This window comes from Paraphotobacterium marinum, from assembly GCF_002216855.1.
Taxonomy (GTDB): domain Bacteria; phylum Pseudomonadota; class Gammaproteobacteria; order Enterobacterales; family Vibrionaceae; genus Paraphotobacterium; species Paraphotobacterium marinum.
In genome coordinates, this window is record NZ_CP022356.1 from 87309 (window position 1) to 110778 (window position 23470).

Here is a 23470-nt window from a genome sequence, read left to right on the forward strand (position 1 = left end):
GATTTTATGTTTAGATTAATGATAAATTGTTTTTTGTGTTTAATAATAGCCTTATTAACAGGGTGTAAAACAGAAGCAGAAATTCCAGTACGCTTTAGTGATTTTAATGCTAAAAGCACTCATAAAATCCAAGGAAAATTGATTGTGGAAATTCCTGCCTGCAAAGATTATAACTCCGATATGCCAAGTGATTCACTCTTTAAAATCAAACAAAAATTACCATATGTTTTTAATGGTGCAAAATTTGAAAATTGTTTTGAAAAAAATTTTAGTTCATATGCACTTTTTAGCTTTCCTGTCAGTATCGTAAAAAGTAAAACCAATCTAAACATGACACAAGATACTATTAATATTTCTTTTGACAAAAATAAATCTGGTTTTAAATCATTGTCTGTATTTATTCCGGACAAATTAAGATCGTCTATAAATAAAATGATTAAATCTGAAATATTTATAAAAAAGAGTGACTTAAAGATTACTTTGGCTTTAGATCCTGAAGGTAAAAAAGGTTCATTTCAAATTTTAGGCGGATACTTAAATAATAAACCTGTTCAATTTGGAATTTTTAATAACAATGGAGAGAAGTTTAAAGTAACTATACCAAGTTATGGTATCGATCTCCTTTTATCTGGAGATTATAAGTATATTGCGATGTACAATGCCAAATTTTAACTCTAAATCTAATTCATTTTTTTAAAAAATATATAGATGCAACAAGGAGCTTAATTTAGAGCATGTTACAGCATATAAAATAATATCAATGGGCGATATCAAGAGAGGACCGTGTGATGTAATTTAAATTTATGTATTCTGAAAAGTAAGAGCGACAGAAGAAATAAATGTTGCATAATAATATCTAATATCCAAAATGTTAGACCTTATATGAAAGAATATTAAGCCCATGCTTAACTGAAAAAAAACAGGAAAGGTCAATTTGAGGGAATTTTGTGACCTTTCCCAGAAAAAAAATTTAACTATTTCCACTGTATAAAGAGCATTTTGCTTACCTTTTTCGGATTTTTTTAATCTTTTGAAGACTTTTTTAACTAGAAAGACGAATTTTTTAAGTCTTTAATCATCCAAATATCACATTTATTGTGAATAGTACCATCCAAAGGTTTTGTTAAATGTTTAAAACCCAAATGACTATATAAAGATATTGCACTCTCCATATTAGATAAAGTATCTAAATAACATCGTGTAAAACCTTTCGCCTTTGCATAATTTAAACAACGAATTATACATTCTTTACCAACACCAAAGCCTCGAGATTCCGGTAATAAAAATAATTTTTTTAATTCGCACACTTCTTTTGAGGAATTAAAAGGAGCGATACCACACCCGCCTACCACAGAATTATTGACTAGAGCTACAATATAAAAACTGTTTAAATCATCACTATAAAATTGACTCATTTGATTAACTTCAAGATCGCTCGGACCATACCCTTCACCAACAGCACCGAACTCTATCCCAACCTGCGTTATGACTTGCTTTACTTCTAGATTATGTTTCTCTTCAATTTCTTTATATACGATATCCATAGTCTAAACCCCTTATTATTCACATGTGTTATTAACTCTGATGATATTTAGCAAGAATGACGCAATTCATCTGCTATGTCTTTTATTGATGTTGATAAAAATATTTTTATAATTACCAATCACAAACATTATAATTGAAGTAATATCAACCATAGTTTGATGGTTAAACTTCATATAAAACACATTTTTTGTTTAACATAAAATTCATAATATTTAAAATGAATGCTCTTATCAATAAACTAATATTTAATATATTATTAACTAAAAAGTTAATAATGTTAGTTTATATGATACTTTACTTTAAAAAAGTAATGTGATTTGAATTTCAAGAAACTCCCTTAACTATTGGATATATCCAATAGTTAAGGGAGTAAAAGAAGTGATTTCTTTGATTAAATAGATGTTAACTTTTAATTAAAGTTGATACTAAATTTTCTCTTTATAGAAACTTTAATAATAATGGTGTGGAATTTATTGTAACTATACCAAGTTATAGCATCTTTATCCTTTTATCTAGAGGTTATTGATATATTGTGCCTCGTAATGCCAAATTTTAACACTAATTATAATTCAATTTTTTTAAAGATATTTAGAGGACATTTCTATACTTAAAAAGTTATTAATGAGTAATTTAATATAATTGATTAATACATAAAAAACAGCAAAAAGTGCTACAATTCCTTCAAACTCAGCAACTATGTGAGCTTTATTTTCATAATGAGTTAGGAAGTTCATTGAGTGTATCCAATCTGAAAGTTTAAACATTGCTACTGAGCTAATAACCAAAGGAAAGGTAAAAGCAGCATAACTTGGATGAAATGAACGAAACAATGATTTTAAAAAAAACAAGTAAACTAAAGCTGTCATAAAAATTGAAACACTACTCAGAATAGAAATAACAACAATATCAGGTTGAGAAGAAATTGTGAGATAACCAGCCAAACTTATACTTGGCGGAGCTGCAAAAATTGCAAGTGTAGGCTCAGTATTTTTAGGTATTACTGTTTCAAAAATAATTCTATATAACATTAAAGGAAGAATAGTTAAATAAGTTGTTATACCAAATAACATTAAAAAATATGTCAGAGGCAACAAGGAGTTTAAGTTAGGAAATGTTACAGCAGATACAATAATACCAACAGGTGGTACGAACCATGAGGGGATCATGTGATGTAATTTAAATTCACGTATTCTGAAAAATAAAAATGTCAAAAGAAAACAAAGGTGAATAATTATTCCTAATACCCAAAATGTTAAACCTAACATGAAAGAATATTTATTGATAGTGGTAGAAATAACCATTATGGTCATTGAAATAGTAGGTAAAATACTACCAGTCACTGGATGAGATAAATCATCAAAAAAATAACGTGGAAAACATATAAATTTTAGCGTTAATATAAGTAGCAATAATAAAGAAAAAATAGCGAAAGTTAGTTGCGCATAATTATTGAAATCATACATGTTTTCTAAACAAATCCCCAGACTAGATACCCCAAGAGATAAACCAGCAATTGGAGTCGGGACTTTCGAAAAATATTTTTTAAATAATTTTATCACTAAATTTCCTCAATATGATTAGATTTAATCTTTGGGAACATATAATTTTTGTATGTCTTTAACTATCAAAAAATTTAATAAATTACATTTTTTAAATTTAAATAATTTCGAAGAAAGGTTAACAATAGCATTAACTCATTGTAATTTATTCATAATAAATAATAAGTTCTGTTTATTTTTATAAGTATTGATGATAAAAAATATGTTATCTTGTGATATTAAATTTTACTAAACAACTGATTTTTCGAAAGAATAAATTTATTGTTTAATATAACTTCGGAGTAAAAAATGAAAAAAATATCTTTTACATCCCAAAATGAAACTATTATTGGATGTTTATACGAGCCCCAACAAATGAATAAAGATCAGTGTTATCCAGCAATTATATTATGTAATGGTTTTGCAGGTGTAAAAGAGCTTCTTTTACCATCCTTTGCAGAAGCTTTTGCAGATGCTGGCTACATCGTATTAACGTTTGACTATAGAGGATTCGGAGAGAGTGAAGGAGAAAAGGGTAGATTAGTACCAAAATTACAAATCGAAGATATTCATGCAGCAATAGATTTTTTAAGTAGTTTAGATAATATCGATTGTCATCGTATTGGACTATGGGGAACTTCATACGGTGGAGCAAATGCCATAATTGCAACAGATGAAAACTCTAAAATTAAATGTTTAGCTGTACAATTAACATTTGCGAATGGTGAGCGTGTGGTGACTGGAGAAATGAATTCTGAAGAAAAAGAAAAGTTTTTCGCTATGATTTCACGTTTAGTTGAGAAAAAAGAAAAAACTGGCAAAGAAATGATGACGCCTTTGATTAAGGTTTTATCCGATCCACAATCACAGTCTTTCTATAATAAGTATTGTAATGACTTTCCGGATTTAAAAATAAAAATACCGTTCTTAACTGTAAACGAAACTTTATCTCACAAACCTGAGAATCATATTGGTAACATTCATATTCCAATTTTAATTGTTGGCTCTCAAACAGATAGTGTTAACCCAGCTCAAGAATCTCATATACTTTACGAAAAAGCCAATTCACCAAAAGAAATATTTATGGTAGAAAAAGCAGATCATTATGATTGTTATGAGGGAGAGGCTTTTAAATCAATTGTTGCAAAACAGATAGATTGGTTTAATAAATATTTATAGAATTTTTTATTAATTTTATGTATTTTTATAATTAGAAGTTAAATCTTTATATAGATTTTATTACTATAAATTAAAGATTTTAACTTCTCAAAAAATAGTTAGTGATTTCAACCATACTTTATGCACCAACAATGAAGTATTTATGTTTAAAGGGATTTATTTAAACATTTATGTGTATCTTCGAAGTTTTGATTGAAATAAAAGCGATGTGCGTCCTCTCTTTTATTATTGGTAGTTATTTCAATTTTTTTGCAATTTAAAGATTTAAAGTATAACTCAGCAATTTGAATTAATTTCTCACCTATATTTTGATTTCTTTCGCATGAAGATACCACTAGAGATACTATTCTTCCTGTATTGTAATTATGATGAAACATCCTCAAAACAGAACAACTAATTAATCCTATAATGTTTTTTTCTTTTTCTGCAATGTAATTCACTTCATAAGAGTTTTTGTTTTGAAGTTCTATTGTTTGCTTTAATTCATCAGGAGATAAATCATATCCTAGCTCTTTAATTAGGGGAATTAATTGTTTAATGTCACTTATTTGCGCTTGTCTAATTTTTATTTCCATTATAATTTTTTAGAATATGAACTAATGAAAATGATTCTACTTATGAATTATTACAATTGAGTGAAATTTGTATGGAATATAATTATTTAAGTTTATTAAAAAAGATTAAAACTTACATTCCGAAAGATAATATTATAACGGATCCAACTCTATGTTATGCATATGGGACTGATGCAAGTTTATATCGAATTACGCCTAAAATAGTACTTAAAGTTAGACATGCCGAAGAAATGTCAAAGTTTATAAAAGATGCGCTATTTTATAAAACGCCTATTACTTTTAGAGCAGCTGGAACTAGTTTGTCAGGTCAAGCATTATCTGATTCCATTTTAGTGGTTTTACATGAAAATTACTGGAAAAAAATAACGATAATAGACAATGGTAAAGAAGTTTCTCTTGAGCCAGGTTTAATTGGTGGAGATGTCAATCTTATTTTGAAGCCTTATGGGTATAAAATTGGACCAGATCCTAGCTCTATAAACTCATGTAAAATTGGTGGAATAGCTGCCAACAATTCATCTGGAATGTGCTGTGGAGTTAAATTGAATGCTTATCATACGCTAAAAGGTATGAAAATTATTTTTTGTGACGGCACAGTCCTTGATACTTTAAATAAAAATAGTGTTGATACTTTCAAACAAAAACATTTTGATCTACTAGACAGTATTTATGAATTAAGATTGCAGTTACTTGAAAACAAACCACTTAGAGAGAAAGTCCAAACTAAATATAGAATTAAAAACACGACCGGTTATGGTATTAATGCATTACTTGATTATGAAAACCCAATTGATATTTTACAACACTTATTAATTGGCTCGGAAGGGACATTAGGTTTTATTGCAAATATTAATTTAGAAACGATTCCTTTAAAAAATAATCAAATGACGGGTTTTTTTGTTTTTGAAAATATTGAAAATGCATGTGAAGCTGTTGTTGAAATTACAAAATTAAATCCTGATGCAATAGAGCTAATGGATTTCTTATCGTTAAAATCACTTGTACCCATCTCGGAAATTGGGTTTTATGACTCGCATTTAAGTAAAGGAAGTAAACCAGCTGCATTATTAATTCAAATTCAAGGTGATTCATCAGATTCATTAATAGATAAAGCTGCATCAATTAACAAAGAGTCACTCAGGCACAACCTTCTGTTTAAATATGACTTTACAAAAGATGAAAATCAAACAAAGAACTTATGGGATTTAAGAAAGGCTTTGCTTCCTAAAGTAGGTGCTCACAGGGAAAGGGGCTCTACATTAATTGTTGAAGATGTCACAGTACCACTAACATGTTTAGCTCAAGCGACTATTCAAATTCAAAATCTTCTAAAAAAATATGATTATACAGATGGTGTCATTTTTGGACATGCAATGGATGGAAGTTTACATATAGTTTTTTCTCAGCAATTTAATCACCAAGAAGGACATAAAAAATACCAAAATTTTATAGATGAGTTAGTAAGGATTATTGTCAATGATTTTAATGGATCACTAAAAGGGGAACATGGAACAGGAAGAAACATGGCTCCTTTTGTCGAGCAAGAGTGGGGCAAGGATGCCTATTCAATCATGCAAAAAGTAAAGACTTTGTTTGATAAAACTTTTCTTTTAAATCCGGGCGTTATAATTAATGATGACCCTGAGGCACATTTAAAAAATATAAAACAAAAAGAAATTCACCATTCTGATTTGGATAAGTGTATGGATTGCGGCTTTTGTGAAAAAGTTTGTCCTTCAGAAGGGTATACTTTTACGCCAAGGCAAAGAAATACTATTTTAGATAAAATCAAGTCTCTGGACAATCAATCAAATCATTACAATACAAAAAAAACCCATAAGATATTTCAACATTATGGAGTTGATACTTGTGCAACTACAGGCGCTTGTGAATTAAGTTGTCCAGTAGGCATCAATGTAGGACAATTGATATTAACAGAAAAGTCGAAATCAGATGTTTTAGTTAAATCTAAATTTGTTGATCTTATTGCAAAGAATTTTGAAATAACCACTGATATAATGCGATTTAATTTGTCTAGTCTATCTTTTTTGAAAAAGTTGTTAGGAAAAGAATTTGTAGAAAGAAAATCCATGCAAATCAATCAGAAAATATCTTCTATACCTTATGTTGGATCAAACTTCCCAAATGCTTTAAAAAAAAATCAACTCCAAAAGATTGCTCAATCTGACAATCAATTAAAGCAAGTTGTTTATATACCTAGTTGTATTAATAGACTTATGGGAAATAATGATTCAAATAAACAAGAATCCCCACTGATTGAGATTGTAGTAAAAGTATTAAGTTATTTTGGCTATAATGTGCTGATACCTCAAAATATAAATGAATTATGTTGCGGTCTTGCATTTAAAAGTAAAGGATTTTTAAAGTCATACCATTTTAAAAATGACGAGATGCTATCATCAATAACAGAAATGAAATTGACTTCAGATAATACGCCCATCTTAATGGACCATAGCTCATGTTTTGATTGTTTGATTGAAAAGAATAAAAATATGAACATATATGAGCCGTTTCGCTTTATTGACGAATATATTTTAGATAGATTTGCATCTTCTCCTTCAAAAGATAAAGTTTTGGTGCATATACCATGCTCGTCCATTAAGAATAAGCTTCATCAATCTTTTTATAATGTAATGAATAAAATTTCAGAAAATATTGAATATACAGAATTAGAATGTTGTGGGTTTTCGGGTGATAAGGGATTTTTTTATCCCAAACTAAATGAGAATGCTTTAAGAAAGATGAGCCGTGATAAAATTAGTTGTGATTATGGCGTATCAAATAGTAGAACTTGTGAAATTGGTCTTGCAGATCATACTGGTCTAGAGTTTAATTCAATTTTTCATCTTTTCAATCAATTAATTGAGTCTCAAAGTTTAAAGTTAGAACAGGTGGAGTAGTGTCAATGTATCCAAAGTACTACAATAAATACTTACTGTGGTTTAGGTTCTATTTTCACTGACTCCCTTTGCTTGGATAAGTTGACCCATATAGTAAAAGTGTAAATGGGCTAATAACAAGGATAAAATCATGAGTATTAATCCTTATTATAATAATTACAAAACGATAAGAGACTGATAAATTTTAGAAGATGTTTAAAGTGGTTTATAATATTAAGGTATTTATTAAATCGTATGTGGCTTTGCAAGTTTATTATTTGATCATTTTATAATGATGTTTCTTCTAAAATTAAGAATGTGCATTAATGGAGATGAGAATGAGCATAAAAAAAGAATTCATTGAATTTGATTATGAGCATGATAAAGAAGGCAAGAGAGTAATTTTCAAATCTAAGCCTTTAGATTATGAATCACTACAAAATGATTATGAAGCATTAAAAGAAATACTCGATGAAGTACATAACATTTAAAGTAGATTAATTAGAGTAAGGTAGGAGCATTATTTGTTTGCAATTCTTCTTCTCATTCCAATTCTTGTGGCTGGATATACACATAATATATTCTCCTTAAGTGCATCTTTTAAAAAGTATCAAAACTCCCAAGAATATTATTTAAGTATAATAAATGCTGGTGCTTTGTATGTTAGTATTACAGCGATATTATATGTGGTTTATCAGGGATTAGTTTGCACCTATGTTGTTTACAAAGAGATAGACTTTGTAAATTATGGACATTGGACTCATTTTTTTAAGATCATAATTATTACCCTTGGATATGAGCTGACAAAATATAATGAGCTTTTTTATAGTCTTACAAGTGACACTATAGTATTTATTGTAAAAGCGATATTATTTACAATTATTTCTGCCTATATATTCCCCGTTTTGTGGTGTAAGTTTTTAAATTATAAACTAGAAAACAATGAAAAAAATCTAACCAACCTTTATATAAATTCCTTAGATGAAATGACTTATACAACCTATACATTAATGAAAAAACATAAAAGTATCCTCATTACGCTTAAAAATAATAAGGTTTATCTAGTACACTCTATTGAAATAGACATAGATTATTATCATAAATTTAATCATGATTCTCTTGTATTAAAATGTTATCCTCAAGCCTCTGGGTATAGAGATAATAATACTCACACGCTAAAATTTACAACTTTATATCCTCCGCAAAAATCAAATGATGAGAGTTCTTTATTGTTTGTTTTTATATTGCGCAGTCAAATACAAATGGTCCAACCCTTTGATCCATTAAAATATAATAAAGAAAAAAAGAAGATGTCGAATAAAAACGAAATCTTTAATAAATATTGGCACATACCTCATTAAAAGAATATTCAAGAGTACACGGTATACATCATAATTTGATTTTTTATTTTTGGATGTAATCGCAAATTTATTTTAAATATTAAGTCTCGTTTTTCATTTCAAAAACAGTTATTTTTTAATGACAAGTTGCAAGTAATTGATAGTTTTGTCTTTTTTTGAAATATTAACATAGACTGCATCTTGTAAAGTATATAAGTACAACTTAAAGAAGGTAAATATGTCTCTATGTTGTATGAATGGAAATAGGAACGAAATATAGCCCTAAATTAGTAAGGCTATTTTTATAAAAATAATCGAGGGATCTTTGTATGAAAAAGTTTATAGTAAATAAAATTGCAGTTGTTTTAATTAATTTTATTTTTATTTCATTTAATGTTTTAGCAAATACTGATATTGGAGTAATTCAATATAATGTAAAAGGAGATACAAGAAGTAGTCATAGTGGCGGTGTGTGGACAAAACCTAATTTGAGGGATAAACAGAGACAGTTAATTCAAGATAAAGTAGACAGCAATGATGTTGACTTTATAGCATTGGAGCAAGCTGTTACAGATACGACATCTGGAGCTAATCCACTATTGAATACTTTATTACTTGGAAAGAAATGGATTACTATTTCTAATAGCGAACATTTTAGCAATGATTTTGATGAAGCTCAACTCACTTATGACTCAGATAAATGGACATTAATTTCTAGTCATAGTGATTTTTGGATCAAATCAGATGCAGAAGTTCGTCCATATACCATGGGTTATTTTCACTTAAAATCAGATGCATCGGTCAAAGTATTAGTCGTAGCCTTACACTTCCCACATTTATCAACTCCTGCTTGGAATTTGGAAAGTTTTAGAGACAACGTGTCAAAACTTGTTGGTTCGAGCGATTTAAGTAATGTAAATGTAATTTTAATCGGTGACATGAATGAAGCTAGTACTGAAGATAATATTAATAACTTAGCTGGCTTTTCAGAAATGTTTGGTAAGTTTAGTATAACCAAAATTGCAAAGACATGTTGTTCAAATTCTGATTATGTTTATAACTTTGACCAAGTTGCAGTAAATAATGGTGGAGATTTTATGTCTAGCGAAATAATCAATTCTTCTGATCCGGATATTTATATACCAAAGGGAGCACCGACAGAAAGTGCTGAATCTCACAAAGCTATTTATGTGCAACTTACAGTGAATTAATCAGGCTAGTTTCAAGCTAAAACTAGGCGTCGATATATGGACGTTGATCATATATTACTGATAGGGCAAGTTCGTACTTGCCCTTTTTATATTTCGTAATTAGGAATAAACTTATGTTTTAACATTTCAATTATATTTTTTATGAAATTTGGATTTAGAATTAGCGCATTTTCTTTTTCATTGAATGAAGAGTCTAGTAACAAAGATTAAATACACAAGATAATTTTCTAACCTCTAAAAAATTCTGATTGATGATAATAAATAGTGCAAATATTGGGCTAAACATTAGTAATAATTTAACTAAAATATGTGCCACCATTAATGTGTATGGTCTCTCCTGTGATATAAGAACTTGCTTTAGATGATAAAAATGCTGTAATTTCTGCAACATCGTCAGGTACTCCTACTCTTTCAACTGGTATTTTATTTTTGAAATCCATTCCTTGTTTTCTTAGATCTGCAATCATATCTGTTTCAATAAATCCAGGGGCAATACAATTAGCTGTAATACCTTTTTGTGCATATTCTAGAGCTAGACTTTTTGTAAAACCTTCTAAACCTGACTTTGATGCACTATAATGAGCTAGTCCAACTTGCGGAGAGCGTGCCAAAACACTAGAAATATTTATAATTCTACCAAATCCTTTTTTGGACATATGAGGAATAAATGCTTTTGCCAACTCAAATGCCGCTGTTAGGTTTGTTTCTATAGTTTGATCCCAAAGATTTCTCTTGAGTCTCATACTCAAAGATACGGTTCCTAAGCCAGCATTGCTTACTAAAATATCAGGCATTAAGCTGTCTAATTTTAAAGTTTTCTTCAGCTTTATGATTGAGTCTACTTCAGTAACATCTAAATAATGACTAATAAAACCCATAGCCTCAAGCATTTGACTGTCTTCTTTTTTTCTAGCAGTGGCTATTACCTTAGCTCCTCTTAGTTTTAAAAGTTTAGCTATTGATAGGCCAATTCCTCTGTTTGCTCCTGTAATGAGGACGACATTATTATCTAGTTTTAAATTATCGAACATATCTTTTCCTATAACCTTCTGTAGCAATCAATAATATTATTAGTATCCATAAGACTATGGTTTTCTCTATCTAAATAAACACAATCAATCAAAGCTTTTTGGCATACTTCATTGTTTTGATTACGATTTTCAAAATAAAGAGACACTCTATATTTTGATATATTGTAAACACCAATGTGAATGTGTAATGTGTCTTTATACATAACTTCTTTTTTGTATTCTAAGTTCACATTCTTCACCATTAAAATACAACCATTTACATCTTCAAATGATGCATTTCTCTCTAATAATAAATCATTATGTGCCTCTGTAATAAGCGACAAAACTTTATCATTTCCCAAATGAGCACCTAATAACAAATCATTTAGTCTTATAGTAAATTGTGATTGATGAATGAAATCACCATTAAATTTTTGTATTTTCGACATATATACTCTTTTTAAGTTGTTTTTTATTTAATTATTTTTAGTATTTTAGATAAAAATCTTATTTAGTTAATAAAATTTTTTATAGTTAATATAACTAATAAAGCCAAAACTACTATTTCCAATAAATCATTATTTTTATTTAAGTAATTTTTTTAATGGATATTAAAGTTTTAATAACATTTGATGTTTAATTATATGCTTTCTCGGGTAGGGCAATGTGCTTTTTACGCCAGTAAAAATAAACCCTTTTCTTTTATAAAGCTCGATTGCGGAAGTGTTTTGATCGTAGACATCAAGGATAATTTCAGAAAATTTTTTTTTAATTGCATATTCAATTACGGCGTGAATTAGTTCAGACGCTATACCTCTTCCTCTAAAAGTAGGATTGACATACATTGCAAAAATACCAACTTGTTCCTTGAAGGGTTTCAGTATAATAAGACCTATGGGTTTAAAATTGTCTGATAAAGCAACTAAGTGGAGATTCTTGGTATTTCTTAATTTGTTAACCCAATCATTTTGAGTAAAAAAAAACTCAACTTCAAAAGTTGAACCAAATGAATTTGGTGAATTTCTGAGGGCTTCTAGACGAATTTCTTTAAAGATCTTCCATTGTTCAGGATTTAATAATTGAATGGAGTGCATGTTTTAACTTCCGTTAAAAAATTGTTATTAGATGGCTATAGAAAAATATTATCTACTTATAATTTTTACAAGTCCATACTTAACTGAAAAAACTCGGAAGCATTATTGAAAAAGGCTTAATAGTGCCTTTTTCAATTATATCCTATTACCTTTTGATAATATCATAGAAATCTAAATAACAAATAGGAAGATTGCTCTTTATACAATATATTTTAGAATCTAGGTGAAATGTTCATGCCCATGCTTAATTGAAAAAGAAACTGGAAAGATAAATTTGAAAAAATTTTAAGATATTTTCCAGAAAGTTAGATATTTTTATTAAAATCAATAATTTAAAAAAAATTAAATTTAACGATGTAAATTAAATATTAATGTATTTATAAAAAATGATTTGACTGATTAATTTAAAAGCTATTTTCAGTTTTCATTTTTAGCATATTATAGATTTTTTTAATAAATATTTTTGATTTAATTAAATTATAAACATTCATGATTTTTCTACTAAAAGATATAATTTTTTCGTATGCGAGAATCTATAAATTTATTAAGAAAAATGAATTTACAACTCTTAAAAAAAATACTATTATCTTTTCGATTTTAATATATGTTTAAATAAGGAAAAAACATGAAAAAAATAATAATAAAATCGGCTGTAATTTCTCTACTATCTTTAAATCTTGTCGGATGTTCGGCTATTTCAACTGCAATTAACCATCATGACTTAGAAGTTGACTCTAAACTATCTGATACAGTTTGGCTTCAACCAACAAATCAAAAAACGGTTTATATCCAATCTCAAGATACAACAGGAAAAAGTATAAACATAAGTCATGAACTAAAAGATAAAATTGAAGAAAAAGGTTATAGAATAGTAAATAATCCAGACAAAGCGCAGTTTATCCTTCAGGTTAATACAAAGAAAATCGCCAAAATGTCAGATGAACAAATGAATGGATTTTTATCTCAAGGATTTCAAGATAGTGCGGGTGGTGTAGCTCTTGGGGCAAGTACTATTGCATTAGCTGGTGGCGATGCTAATTCTATTGTAGCAGGAGGCTTAGTTGGTGGTGTTGCAAGTACAGTTGCCGATGATTTGGTAACAGATGAAAAGTATGTTTTAGTCACAGATGTCCGTATACAAGAAAAAACAAAAGGTCTTGTTCATAACCAAACTGGCTCTCATTTGAAAAATGGAAGCAGCTCATATAATAATTCAACTTCTTTTTCAACTTCTCATAGACAAATTTACCAAACAAGAATAGTTACATTTGCAGATCAAGTTAACTTGAAATTAAGCGAAGCTAAAAAACCAATTGAAAATAATTTGACAAATTCTTTAGCCGGTTTTTTCGCTTAAAAAGTTACCATCAACATTTAGATAGTAAAAAAAATTAAGTATAACTTTTATTTAGCCGAAGAAATTCGGCTATATTTTTGCCTATGCTAAAAATGTTATTTTTTTTTAGTTTGTTTGATATGCTTAAGAAATGTTTTTTATAACATGTTAGAGTTAGGTCAACGATAGAAAATAAAAATATTGTAATTAAAAGACAACCAGTTGTGTCATTAACCCTTTACATGTAGCGATAATTTTGGAACAAAGACTGAATTATTTAGTATAGCACCGCATAAACTAGAATGATGATTTCGGCTACATCGAGTACAAAATGAACAATAAATCTATTCTAAAGGCACTAACTAATGCATATCTTCATATTATCATTCACCTTACTTTAATGAATATTCTGACCCTAAAAAACCTTAAAAATGTGAGGCCTTCAAAAAAATGAATATAAATAAACAAGGAAAAATGAAAAAATTTCTACCACTTATATAGAGCCATACTCCTTAAAATAGTTAAAATTAATTTTAAATGAAATTAATTTAATTGAAGACAAAGAAAATATGAATAGAAGTTTGAAGAAAAGGGAATGCTCAATAGACTTTGAGAGTAAAATAAACCCGCAACGTATAAACATTGCGGGTATAATTTTTTTTCTACACATCCATGTGCAACTGTTCCTAGATTTTTAGGAAATCCTTTCCTCTTATAGACCTTTCCTTGGTCAGCTACTAGTCCTCAGTACTATCACTCATCCTAAGTGATGTGTTTATATTAGCAAACAGATATCAACAAAGTAGGGTGGTTTTCATAAAAAAAATGAGTATCAGGCAATTGATACGAGGTTATCTTATTGATTTATAATTATTTATAGTAAATTTGTGAAGTTGGATTCTGTATATTTCTCATCAATGAATGGTTAATGTCTTACAAACAAAACGTCCATTATCCATATTCTTAATTTAAAGACATAAAAAAACCCTCAAAATGAGGGCTTCAAAAAAATGAATATAAATAAACAAGGAAAAATGAAAAAAATTCTAACACTTATATAGAGTCGTACTTTTTAAAATAGTTCAAAATACTTTAAAAAAATTAGGTGAAATAAAATTCAATTACTTAAAAAATGAAAGATGTATATCTTGTCCTTAACATTTAAGCATCTAATAAAACTAAACTGAACCCCCAAATATATCCTAGAAAATGTCATTTTTTTGATATTATTTATTTTCCTGAACATTTTTATTAAAGTCTGACCAATCTTGAATGTTGTCTTGATTGTTATTTTCTTGCTTATAACAAAAATTTGATGGTTGGCAATTAACATTAACAAATTTGCCATCAGGTAATGTGACTTGACATAAGGATTTAGCTAATTTCAAGGATTGATTGAATGCTTTTAAGTTTTTTATACTTGCATTTTTAAAGTTAACTTTACATAAATCAGCATCCTTAAAATTAAAATTTCCATCAAACGTGGTGTTATCAAAATTACCTCCATTTAAATGAGCCTTATTTATGTTAAAGTCTTTAATTTGGCTATTTGAAAAGTTATTGTCATTTAAACTTCCAGAAGTAATGGAGAATTGAAATAACTTAGATTTTGAAAAATTCACTTTATTAAAAATTGTATTGTTCGCGCTAATTTTTTTTACAATAGAACTTGAAAACGTCGCCCCATTAATAGTTGAGTTATTAATGTTTCCATCAAAGGTGCTGTTATGAAAACTGCCACCGTTTATAAAAGTCTTATTGATATTAAAATCTTTAATTTCGCTATTTGAAAAATTATTTTGATTTAAGGTATTAGAAGTACTAGCCAACTTAAATATTTTGGAATTTGAAAAATCTACCTGATTCAACGTTGATTTATTGATAATTACATTTTTTAAGGTAGATTTTGAAAACTTACCTTGATTAATTGTTGAATCATTAAGCTGCATATTTTCAAATTGAGAATGAGAGTAATCTCCACTAAATGTTCCAAGAAGAGAGACATTAAGCCATTTCGAGTGAATAAAATTTACTTTGTTGAGACTTCCTTTTATTTTTGAGTTTATAATTGAAGCACCTTCAAAATCTGATTGTTCAATATTTGTGTTGCTCAAAGTTGAGTCCTGTATTTGGCTTTCTATGTAGCTCCCTTTAAGCAAGGATACATCAATGAAACGAGACGATTGAAAAGAAGGCTTGATAAATTTTGTGTCATCCAAACGCAACTTATTGAATGTAACTTTTAATAATTGAGGAGAATTAAATGTACTTTTTTTGATATATGAATTAGAAATATTCGTATTCTTCCAATTGATTCCATCTATGGAAGAATTATCCATTTTAATTTGAATAGCATTAAGATTATTCATCTTTAAGATAGGCAGTAAATTTGCTTTTTCTTGTTTAACTGTAGAAGAGGAGTGTGTAATTGTAGTATTTGTGCAATTTTTCATAACGACTTCATTATGATTCGCTTTAATATAACATGAAGCATAAGAACATGTTGTAAGAAAAATACTTGAAATAATGATAACGAGTCTCATGGGATTCCTTATTAATGAACTTTACAAGAAATTTTAAAATAACATATTTAAACCATATATAAAATTGGGATTTATTACTAAATATAAGGGATAAAATGATTAAAAGATTTCAAATAATATTATGTTTGGAATTAAAAGGATAAAAGGTAAGAAATTATCTATTCTTTATTTTTGATGTAACAAAAGTCTTGGCAATGTTGTTAGTAACTCTGGAAAATGATAGTTTAGAAAATAGTTTTAAAAGAAAATTAGTGAGATTTTGCTATTTTTCTAGAAAAGATCCCAAAGCCTTTTCCAATTTGCCTTTCCAGTTTTTATTCTAGTGTGTCTTGTAAACGTGTTTATAGTCCTGAAGCCAGTAATATAGGGTGTTTAGCGTCTAAATCATTATTTAAAAATTTTTTTATAAATGCATTATTAAATTTTTTAATATTTTCAAGCTGTATTTCATCTAAATTTGATACTTCATAAGGTGTTATATGATTTAATATGAGTTGATAATTTGGTAACAAAGCACGACTAATTTTATTTTTTGAATTTTGTAAACATTGATATTCTTCATTAGATATGTAGTTACAAGCTTCCTTTAAAGTTTTGTTCTCAAGTATTAAGTGATACTTCATTAAAATATCTAGATGGAAAATACGAGTGCTTTTAACTTCACTCATGTATTCTTGAATGAAATTAAAGCAGATTTGTTGAATAAATTCTTTCATATTTTAATGACTCAAATAGTTTGTTATTAATTTAAAAAATAAAAAGCATAAACTAAATGTAACTAAACCATAATTAAATAATATTATACTTTGTAATTTATACCTGTTATAACTTTTACCATTGTAGTTTAACAAAAGTTTTTAAGTATATGTTTGAAAAAAAAATAGACAATGAATTAAGCCTTGTTCTTCTTCATTCTTCGCATGCTGAGGAACACTTAAAAGTAAGAAATGATAATTTGAATTTTTTTTCAAAAAGAATGCCTTTTTTTAAAACTTATAACAGTAAAGAAATGTTTTCTAAATGGATTGAAAACTCTTTAATCAACTTCGCAAAAGAAAAGTCTTTGTTTTTTAGTATTATGTTTAATAATAAAATAATAGGTTGTATTGGTTTTTCGCAAATAAATTTAAATACAGAAAAAGTTGAACTCGGTTTTTGGCTATGTCAGAAATATCAAAAAAGAGGAATTATCCATAAATCTTGTCTTTTTTTAATTAACTATGCTTTTAGAGAGTACGATGCTACTAAAATAGAAATTAGAACTGATGAAACAAATGCAGAATGTAGAGCTGTTTGTGCAAAATTGAATATGAAATTAGAGGGCATTATAACTAACGCTTACAAAGTGGACGATCAACTAGTTTCTGAAGCAATCTATGCACTCCATAAGAATTAAATTTTATATGATTGTTATTTGTTCGAGCTTTATTTAATGTTCGTGAAGCTTTAATCCAATTAAGCTTACAAAAAATTATAGAAATAGGTTAAAGTTTAATTTTTCTTTAAACATTAGTTGTAAACTAATTTTGCATATCATGAGAAGTATGTTTCAAGAACTAATCCTTTAATGATTAATTAAAAAATCTAAAATGTATATTGCTATTACATATATTTTTTTAAATTAATATCAATTCTTTTCTGTGCATACCTTTTCTTAATATTGGTGTTAAAATAAAATCGACAAATACCATCAGATGATTTTTTCTTATTATTAGTTAGTAATCTGTTTTATTTTAACTATTTGGTTAGCTACTTTTTGCTTTGCTTTTATCACTAAAATTGTTAAAAAAAGTATATACCCTTTGTTTTATAGGGTTAAACCCACTCACACAACGATAGGAAATAAAAACCTCTCTTAATAAGTGATTTAAATCATACTTACTTTTAAAAAATATTCTATAAGGTCAAATACCCATTTGCGACAAAACCATTTTTCTTGATGTTGCGGATAACAATCAATCAGCAATTATGCTCTATAAAAGAAAAGGTTTTATTCCTACTGGACTGAAGGGGGCCTTACCACCCCCTAGAGATAGTATTACTGAAAGCCAAATGATACTTAATCTATAAATAAGATGACTTAAAACAACCGGATTTTTCTTTTGTTATTTTAGCCAATTTAATGAAGTTCTTACCAATGAGCCAGTTAACCCTAAATCTGGCTCAACTAAAAACAAGTACTATTTTAAATTGTTCATTAAATTCTATTCAAACCGTAAGCTACATAACCGATAGAATAGATATCGCCACTTACTTTATCTGCTAACTCTGGTCGACAGAACCACGAGACACTGACAGTTTCCCAAGAGGTAAAGTTTAGACCGTGAATATCTGCATCCTTGATGATCTGATTGCCTATATATGCAAGCGGACATTTTGAATTTGGTATTATTGGTTCATCCTCTATAAACCACATTCTTACTTCCGGTCGACCAAACTGCTCGCAGAGCCCTTTAAATCCTTCACTTCCCAGAAAAGCCACCATAGAGTGATGATCTTTCCATACGTAAAAAGGAGCATAACTGTTGCTGCTTGTATAATATTCCGCATCTTTTCTTGAATAAAGGTAGGCCTTAAAGACCAAGCCTGGATATCCATCTAACAAGTGTCCTTTTTCCTTGATACGAGTTTCTATTTTTTCCATAGGATAATCAGATGGGAGAACGATTTTATATTGCATTGCTATCATTGTATTATCTCCATTTCATCTTTCCATGACTGACCAGAGGAAAAAGACCAGTCTTCTGGGCCATTGAATTGAACAATGATCATAATATCTTCTTTACGAATGGGGGTTTGGGCCTGAAGTTGCTCACACAACGCTTTGTATAAGGCTCGCTTTTGTTTATGGTCACGTGATTTTCCAGCGAATATGTGAAACAAAATTCCAGATTCACTGCGACTTTGAACCAGATTTGGATAATTCGAATTAAAAACCTTTTGCTGTGGGGCATGAATGTCGAATATTTGAAAACAGTCTCCATTCGGTACTGCAAAATAAGCTTCTAAACATTGCTGGAGAATATATGAGATTTGATGCTTATAGTTTTCAAATAACTCATTACCTATAGAAATTCGTGTCATTGGCATTAGTCATTCCTCTCGTGGTCCATCTCATCTAACCGCTCAAGCGCAGAGACCGTTACAGGCCAACCGGCATAAAAAGCAAGATGAGTCATTGTTGCACTCAATTCTTTTACTGTCAGTCCGTTGCTGAATGCCCGAGCTAAATGACCCGGTAGTTGTTCCACACGATTTAAGACCACTAACGCTGTGATGGTTATCAGACTTCTATCACGAGTGCTCAGACTCTCATCACTCCATATCTGTCCAAATAAGATATCTTCCGTAACTTTATGAAATTGTGGAGCAATTTCAGCAAACAGTTTCATTAAGTATTGTTCTTTTGTATCCATATATTTCCCCTGTTTTTTTGTCTACTGGAAAATAATAAGTTGATTTTTTAATATAAAAAAGCAAAACTATTTTGATATATAGTTTTGATTTTCAGGATGATTGAACATGCGGAGTCTGGATTTAGATGCCTTACGATGTTTTGTTTTAGGAATTGAGTTAGGCAGCTTTGCAGCTGCAGCTGAACGACTTCATCGTTCACCCTCTGCGGCCAGTGCCCAGTTAAAAAAGCTCGAACAGCAGTGCAACACGTCATTAGTGACCAAAATCGGCCGCCATCTAGAGCCGACTGAAGCAGGTGAAATTATTCTGGCTTATGCCCGCCGCATGCTTCAGTTAAATGACGAAGCTCTAAACCAGTTAGTGGAAAATTCATTGACGGGGAAAGTGGTTTTTGGCTTACAAGAAGATTTTAGTGACGTACTATTGCCTCAGTTGCTAGGTGTATTCTCTCGCTCACATCCAAATTTACAATTGCAATCCATTGTTGGGCGCCATCAGGAGTTGATGGATGGCATTCAATCTGGTGAGTTAGACTTTTCATTGGGCTGGAGAGGTGAAAAATCGGCGCCATATAGTGAACTTCTGGCAGAATTACCACTATATTGGTATGGGCCAGCAAATAAATACCTTGAAGAATCCATTAATATTTCTAAACCTGTACCACTAGTCATGCTTGATGGTTCCTGCATTATCAGGCAACAAGCCATAGCAGCATTAGATCGCAAGGGGATTCCATGGAAAATTACCTTTGTTGGCCGAAGTCTGAGTAACTTATGGAGCGCTGTTGATGCCGGCTTAGGAGTTACGGTTCGCTCTTCTTTCAGTCACCCGGATACTATTAGTAAGTTGGATGGTTTGCCGGTCCTTGGAAAACTTAGGTTGTGCCTCGATCGTAATCAATATAAGTTAGAAAAAGTACAGGAACAGTTGTATAACGAATTAAAACAACAGCTTACACTCTATATCAAAAAGTAAAGTGATTGAATTGCTGCAAGAATTTTGGACATAAAAGTCCACAATATGAGCAAGCCTGAGTCAGATTGAACCATTAGGTAAATTTTGATTTCCACTCAAAAGAAGAAAAGAGCCTTACTTTTAAATTGAATTGTTTTTTTACACACCCCACGCCCATAAATGGGAATGTCCTCAAACCCTTGTACTATAAGAGTTTGTCGATGATTTACTGAAACCTTAAAAATTTCAAAAAAAATTGCATTAAAGCTGGGTTCTGTTGGGTTCTGACGAGAACCCACGAGAACACCTATGTTTTTCAATAGGTTACAAAGATTTGACGATAACTCTTATATGAGCATTGAGAAAACTCTTATATGATTTTGTGATAACTCCTATATGATTTAAGACTCCCTGATATTACTGGCTTTGAAACAGTGACGAATTGATTTAAGGTATGTTTGTGTATTATGTATACTATAATCAATAGACAAATTTTATGTGTTTAAAATTTTTAGCATTCTGGTTCAGAAATATGTTAAGTTTACAGTTAGTTTTTTGACTTGTGGGATTGAGTGGTTTTGAATATAAAAAATTTAAATAATATAAAAATGGTAGTTTTAGATGTTGATGGGGTACTAACGGATGGAAGTATTTATGTTGATGGCAAGGGAGAAATCTTCAAACAATTTGACGCGAAAGATGGCTTAGGAATTCAAGTATTAAAAACTCATGATATTTTAACGGGCATCATCTCAGGAAAATCGAGCCAAGCACTTGACTATCGTTGTAACCAGCTGGGTTTTGATGAAATTATTACAGGTTGTAAAAATAAACTTCCAGAACTAGAAAGAATTTGCATAAAACATCAAATAGAGTTATCTGATGTTGCTTATTGTGGAGATGATATTATTGATGTAGCTATAATGAAAAAGGTCGGTTTAGCTGTATGTCCTGTTGATGGGCACCCACTTGCTCAAAAAGAAGCTGATTGGATTATAGATAAGCCTGGTGGACATGGTATGGTAAGAACTTTTATTGATAAACTTATTATGGAACAAAAAGGATGTAGCCTGGAAGAAGTCTATGAGCCTATTTTTAAATTAATTGAATCAGACAATCTATCCAAGGTAAAACAATAATGAATACTAAAATAATAATTCCTTGTCGTTATCAATCAACGCGATTGCCTCAAAAGCTAATGCTTGAGATATTAAACAAACCTATTTTCTGGCATGTGGTTCAAAGATGTAGAGAAGCTGGGTTTTCCAATGAGGATATTTATATCGCAACAGATCATGATGAAATATACAAAAAAGCCACAAACTTTGGAATTCAGTCTGTTATGACTTCTTCCTCTCACCAAAGTGGAACAGACAGAGTTTTTGAGGCAACTCAGAAACTCGAGTTAAGTGATGAAGATTATATTATTAATGTTCAAGGTGATGAGCCACTAATAAACCCTCAGCTTATAAAAGAAGTGAGTAAGAGTTTTCATCAGTTACCGGATTTTAAATTGTATACTGCTGTTACGAAATTTCATTGTTATGATGACTTTATAAATCCAAATATGGTTAAAGCTGTCGTTGAAAATAATCAAGCAATCTATTTTTCTCGCTCTCCCGTTCCAATGAATAGAGAAAATCCTGAAGATTATTCGCTATCTTTCAAGCATATCGGGATTTATGGATACAAGGTCACTCATTTAAAAGAGTTTTGCCAACATGATGAGTCTGTATTAGAAAGATGTGAAAAGTTAGAGCAGCTTAGAGCTATAAGCAATAACATGAGTATTCATCCAGTGATATTTGAAGGTAATGTCCTTCATGGCGTTGATACCGAAACTGATTTTAATAAAATAAAAAAAGAAATGGAAGGTTAAAATGACAGCAAAAACACATGCTTTAGAAGTCATTGATATTGAAATTGCATCTTTGCAACATATGAAGAAAAATTTGGATGATAATTTTAATGATGCGATAGATTCTATCTTAGAATCAAAAGGTCGTTTGATTATTTGTGGAATGGGTAAGTCAGGAATTATTGGAAGAAAAATTTCCGCGTCTCTTTCCAGTACAGGTACTTTTAGTTTTTTTATGCATCCAGGCGAAGCTTTTCATGGTGATTTAGGCATGGTTAAGTCAGAGGATACCATGCTATTAATTTCGAACTCTGGTGAAACAGAAGAAGTTTTAAAGATACTTCCTTTTTTAAAGGATAATAAAAACTTAATTATTTCAATGACTGGAAATGCAAAGTCTTCGCTGGCTGTTGCATCTGATTATCATCTTGATGTTTCTGTGTTAGAAGAGGCATGCCCGTTAAACCTGGCTCCGACTACGTCTACGACTGCAACTTTAGTGATGGGGGATGCTATAACCGTTGCCTTAATGAAAAAAAGGAACTTTAAACCTGAACATTATGCTCGCTACCACCCTGGAGGAAGTTTAGGAAAAAAACTTTTAAGTAAAGTAAAGCATGAAATGTTTACAAAAGATTTACCGTTTGTATCGCTTAATGCGACTTTAGTTGAGATGATAGATGTCATTACGCGAGGTAATCTTGGACTATGCATTGTTGAAGATGCCGAGGAAACAAAAGGCTTAGTTACTGATGGAGATCTAAGGCGAGCACTTAAAGAAAAAGGCAAAAATGCTTTTGAGCTTATAGCAAAAGATATTTTGACAGCTAATCCACTTGATATTTCTGCAGATGCTAGTATGGAGCAAGCTTTCAATTTAATGGAATGTAAAAAAATTACGTCTCTATTAGTTAAAGAAAAACAAAGAGTAGTTGGTGTGATTAAAAAATAATATCAAATCCCATAAAAA

Annotated in this window: 23 protein-coding genes; 12 read left to right on the plus strand and 11 right to left on the minus strand. The window is 29.7% G+C overall.

Annotated elements, in window-relative coordinates:
- Positions 1-6 precede the first annotated feature (6 nt).
- Positions 7-672: a DUF7424 family protein gene (locus CF386_RS07610; RefSeq protein WP_145955028.1), complete on the plus strand. Its 666-nt coding sequence runs from the start codon at positions 7-9 to the stop codon at positions 670-672.
- Positions 673-1046: 374 nt separating this feature from the next.
- Here the strand turns inward: CF386_RS07610 and CF386_RS07615 are convergent, their stop codons facing one another.
- Positions 1047-1544: a GNAT family N-acetyltransferase gene (locus CF386_RS07615; protein ID WP_089073835.1), complete on the minus strand. Its 498-nt coding sequence runs from the start codon at positions 1542-1544 to the stop codon at positions 1047-1049.
- 579 nt (positions 1545-2123) lie between these two features.
- Entirely contained in the window at positions 2124-3104 is a 981-nt protein-coding gene (locus tag CF386_RS07620; RefSeq protein ID WP_089073836.1) for a TDT family transporter, read from the minus strand.
- A gap of 288 nt (positions 3105-3392) precedes the next feature.
- Between CF386_RS07620 and uilS the strand changes: the two genes are divergently transcribed.
- Positions 3393-4262, plus strand: coding sequence for a UilS family quorum-quenching N-acyl-homoserine lactonase (gene uilS, locus CF386_RS07625; protein ID WP_089073837.1), 870 nt, complete (start codon positions 3393-3395; stop codon positions 4260-4262).
- 146 nt (positions 4263-4408) lie between these two features.
- On the opposite strand, the gene CF386_RS07630 is transcribed toward uilS, so the two are convergent.
- The gene (locus CF386_RS07630; RefSeq protein WP_089073838.1) at positions 4409-4837 is read right to left on the minus strand and encodes a GNAT family N-acetyltransferase; all 429 of its coding nucleotides are present in this window, start codon (positions 4835-4837) and stop codon (positions 4409-4411) included.
- Between the two features lie 71 nt (positions 4838-4908).
- Here CF386_RS07630 and CF386_RS07635 point away from each other — a divergent pair, with 71 nt between their 5' ends.
- The 4 genes from CF386_RS07635 to CF386_RS07645 all read left to right on the plus strand — a co-directional run bounded on the left by CF386_RS07635 (position 4909) and on the right by CF386_RS07645 (position 10288).
- A complete protein-coding gene (locus CF386_RS07635) occupies positions 4909-7758 on the plus strand; it encodes an FAD-binding and (Fe-S)-binding domain-containing protein (RefSeq protein WP_089073839.1) in 2850 nt (949 codons plus the stop codon).
- A 317-nt stretch (positions 7759-8075) separates the two neighbouring features.
- Positions 8076-8228 (plus strand): hypothetical protein, encoded by a 153-nt coding sequence (locus CF386_RS12820; protein WP_158522338.1) that lies wholly within the window; start codon positions 8076-8078, stop codon positions 8226-8228.
- A gap of 33 nt (positions 8229-8261) precedes the next feature.
- Complete coding sequence (locus CF386_RS07640) at positions 8262-9098, plus strand: hypothetical protein (protein ID WP_089073840.1); 837 nt, start codon at positions 8262-8264, stop codon at positions 9096-9098.
- Positions 9099-9406: 308 nt separating this feature from the next.
- Positions 9407-10288 carry an exonuclease/endonuclease/phosphatase family protein gene (locus CF386_RS07645; protein ID WP_089073841.1) on the plus strand — a complete coding sequence of 294 codons (882 nt, stop codon included), beginning with the start codon at positions 9407-9409 and terminating at the stop codon, positions 10286-10288.
- A gap of 296 nt (positions 10289-10584) precedes the next feature.
- On the opposite strand, the gene CF386_RS07650 is transcribed toward CF386_RS07645, so the two are convergent.
- From CF386_RS07650 to CF386_RS07660, 3 genes are all read right to left on the minus strand, one after another.
- On the minus strand, positions 10585-11319 hold the full coding sequence (locus CF386_RS07650; RefSeq protein ID WP_089073842.1) for a 3-oxoacyl-ACP reductase family protein: 735 nt from the start codon (positions 11317-11319) through the stop codon (positions 10585-10587).
- Between the two features lie 8 nt (positions 11320-11327).
- Positions 11328-11747 (minus strand): acyl-CoA thioesterase, encoded by a 420-nt coding sequence (locus CF386_RS07655; protein WP_089073843.1) that lies wholly within the window; start codon positions 11745-11747, stop codon positions 11328-11330.
- A 162-nt stretch (positions 11748-11909) separates the two neighbouring features.
- Complete coding sequence (locus CF386_RS07660; protein WP_089073844.1) at positions 11910-12392, minus strand: GNAT family N-acetyltransferase; 483 nt, start codon at positions 12390-12392, stop codon at positions 11910-11912.
- Between the two features lie 625 nt (positions 12393-13017).
- Between CF386_RS07660 and CF386_RS07665 the strand changes: the two genes are divergently transcribed.
- Complete coding sequence (locus CF386_RS07665; RefSeq protein ID WP_089073845.1) at positions 13018-13749, plus strand: complement resistance protein TraT; 732 nt, start codon at positions 13018-13020, stop codon at positions 13747-13749.
- Positions 13750-14954: 1205 nt separating this feature from the next.
- Here CF386_RS07665 and CF386_RS07670 read toward each other — a convergent pair.
- Positions 14955-16271, minus strand: a complete 1317-nt coding sequence (locus CF386_RS07670) for a pentapeptide repeat-containing protein (protein WP_089073846.1) — start codon at positions 16269-16271, stop codon at positions 14955-14957.
- A gap of 341 nt (positions 16272-16612) precedes the next feature.
- Positions 16613-16987, minus strand: a complete 375-nt coding sequence (locus tag CF386_RS07675) for a hypothetical protein (protein WP_089073847.1) — start codon at positions 16985-16987, stop codon at positions 16613-16615.
- A 149-nt stretch (positions 16988-17136) separates the two neighbouring features.
- On the opposite strand from CF386_RS07675, the gene CF386_RS07680 reads away from it, so the two are divergent.
- The gene (locus CF386_RS07680) at positions 17137-17667 is read left to right on the plus strand and encodes a GNAT family N-acetyltransferase (protein ID WP_089073848.1); all 531 of its coding nucleotides are present in this window, start codon (positions 17137-17139) and stop codon (positions 17665-17667) included.
- 801 nt (positions 17668-18468) lie between these two features.
- Here the strand turns inward: CF386_RS07680 and CF386_RS07685 are convergent.
- From CF386_RS07685 to CF386_RS07695, 3 genes are read right to left on the minus strand one after another with little or no spacing between them, the layout of a single operon-like run.
- Entirely contained in the window at positions 18469-18960 is a 492-nt protein-coding gene (locus tag CF386_RS07685) for a DUF4865 family protein (RefSeq protein WP_089073849.1), read from the minus strand.
- Complete coding sequence (locus CF386_RS07690; protein ID WP_089073850.1) at positions 18957-19361, minus strand: tautomerase family protein; 405 nt, start codon at positions 19359-19361, stop codon at positions 18957-18959. Before CF386_RS07690 ends, CF386_RS07685 begins: the two co-directional genes overlap by 4 nt.
- On the minus strand, positions 19361-19687 hold the full coding sequence (locus CF386_RS07695) for a carboxymuconolactone decarboxylase family protein (protein ID WP_089073851.1): 327 nt from the start codon (positions 19685-19687) through the stop codon (positions 19361-19363). The genes CF386_RS07690 and CF386_RS07695 overlap by 1 nt, the downstream gene beginning before the upstream one ends.
- 106 nt (positions 19688-19793) lie before the next feature.
- Here CF386_RS07695 and CF386_RS07700 point away from each other — a divergent pair, with 106 nt between their 5' ends.
- From CF386_RS07700 to CF386_RS07720, 4 genes are all read left to right on the plus strand, one after another.
- A complete protein-coding gene (locus CF386_RS07700; protein ID WP_089073852.1) occupies positions 19794-20663 on the plus strand; it encodes a LysR substrate-binding domain-containing protein in 870 nt (289 codons plus the stop codon).
- Positions 20664-21220: 557 nt separating this feature from the next.
- The gene (locus tag CF386_RS07710; RefSeq protein ID WP_404824987.1) at positions 21221-21781 is read left to right on the plus strand and encodes a KdsC family phosphatase; all 561 of its coding nucleotides are present in this window, start codon (positions 21221-21223) and stop codon (positions 21779-21781) included.
- Positions 21781-22521 (plus strand): 3-deoxy-manno-octulosonate cytidylyltransferase, encoded by a 741-nt coding sequence (kdsB, locus tag CF386_RS07715; protein ID WP_089073854.1) that lies wholly within the window; start codon positions 21781-21783, stop codon positions 22519-22521. The genes CF386_RS07710 and kdsB overlap by 1 nt, the downstream gene beginning before the upstream one ends.
- A 1-nt stretch (position 22522) precedes the next feature.
- Entirely contained in the window at positions 22523-23452 is a 930-nt protein-coding gene (locus CF386_RS07720) for a KpsF/GutQ family sugar-phosphate isomerase (protein WP_089073855.1), read from the plus strand.
- Positions 23453-23470: the final 18 nt, after the last annotated feature.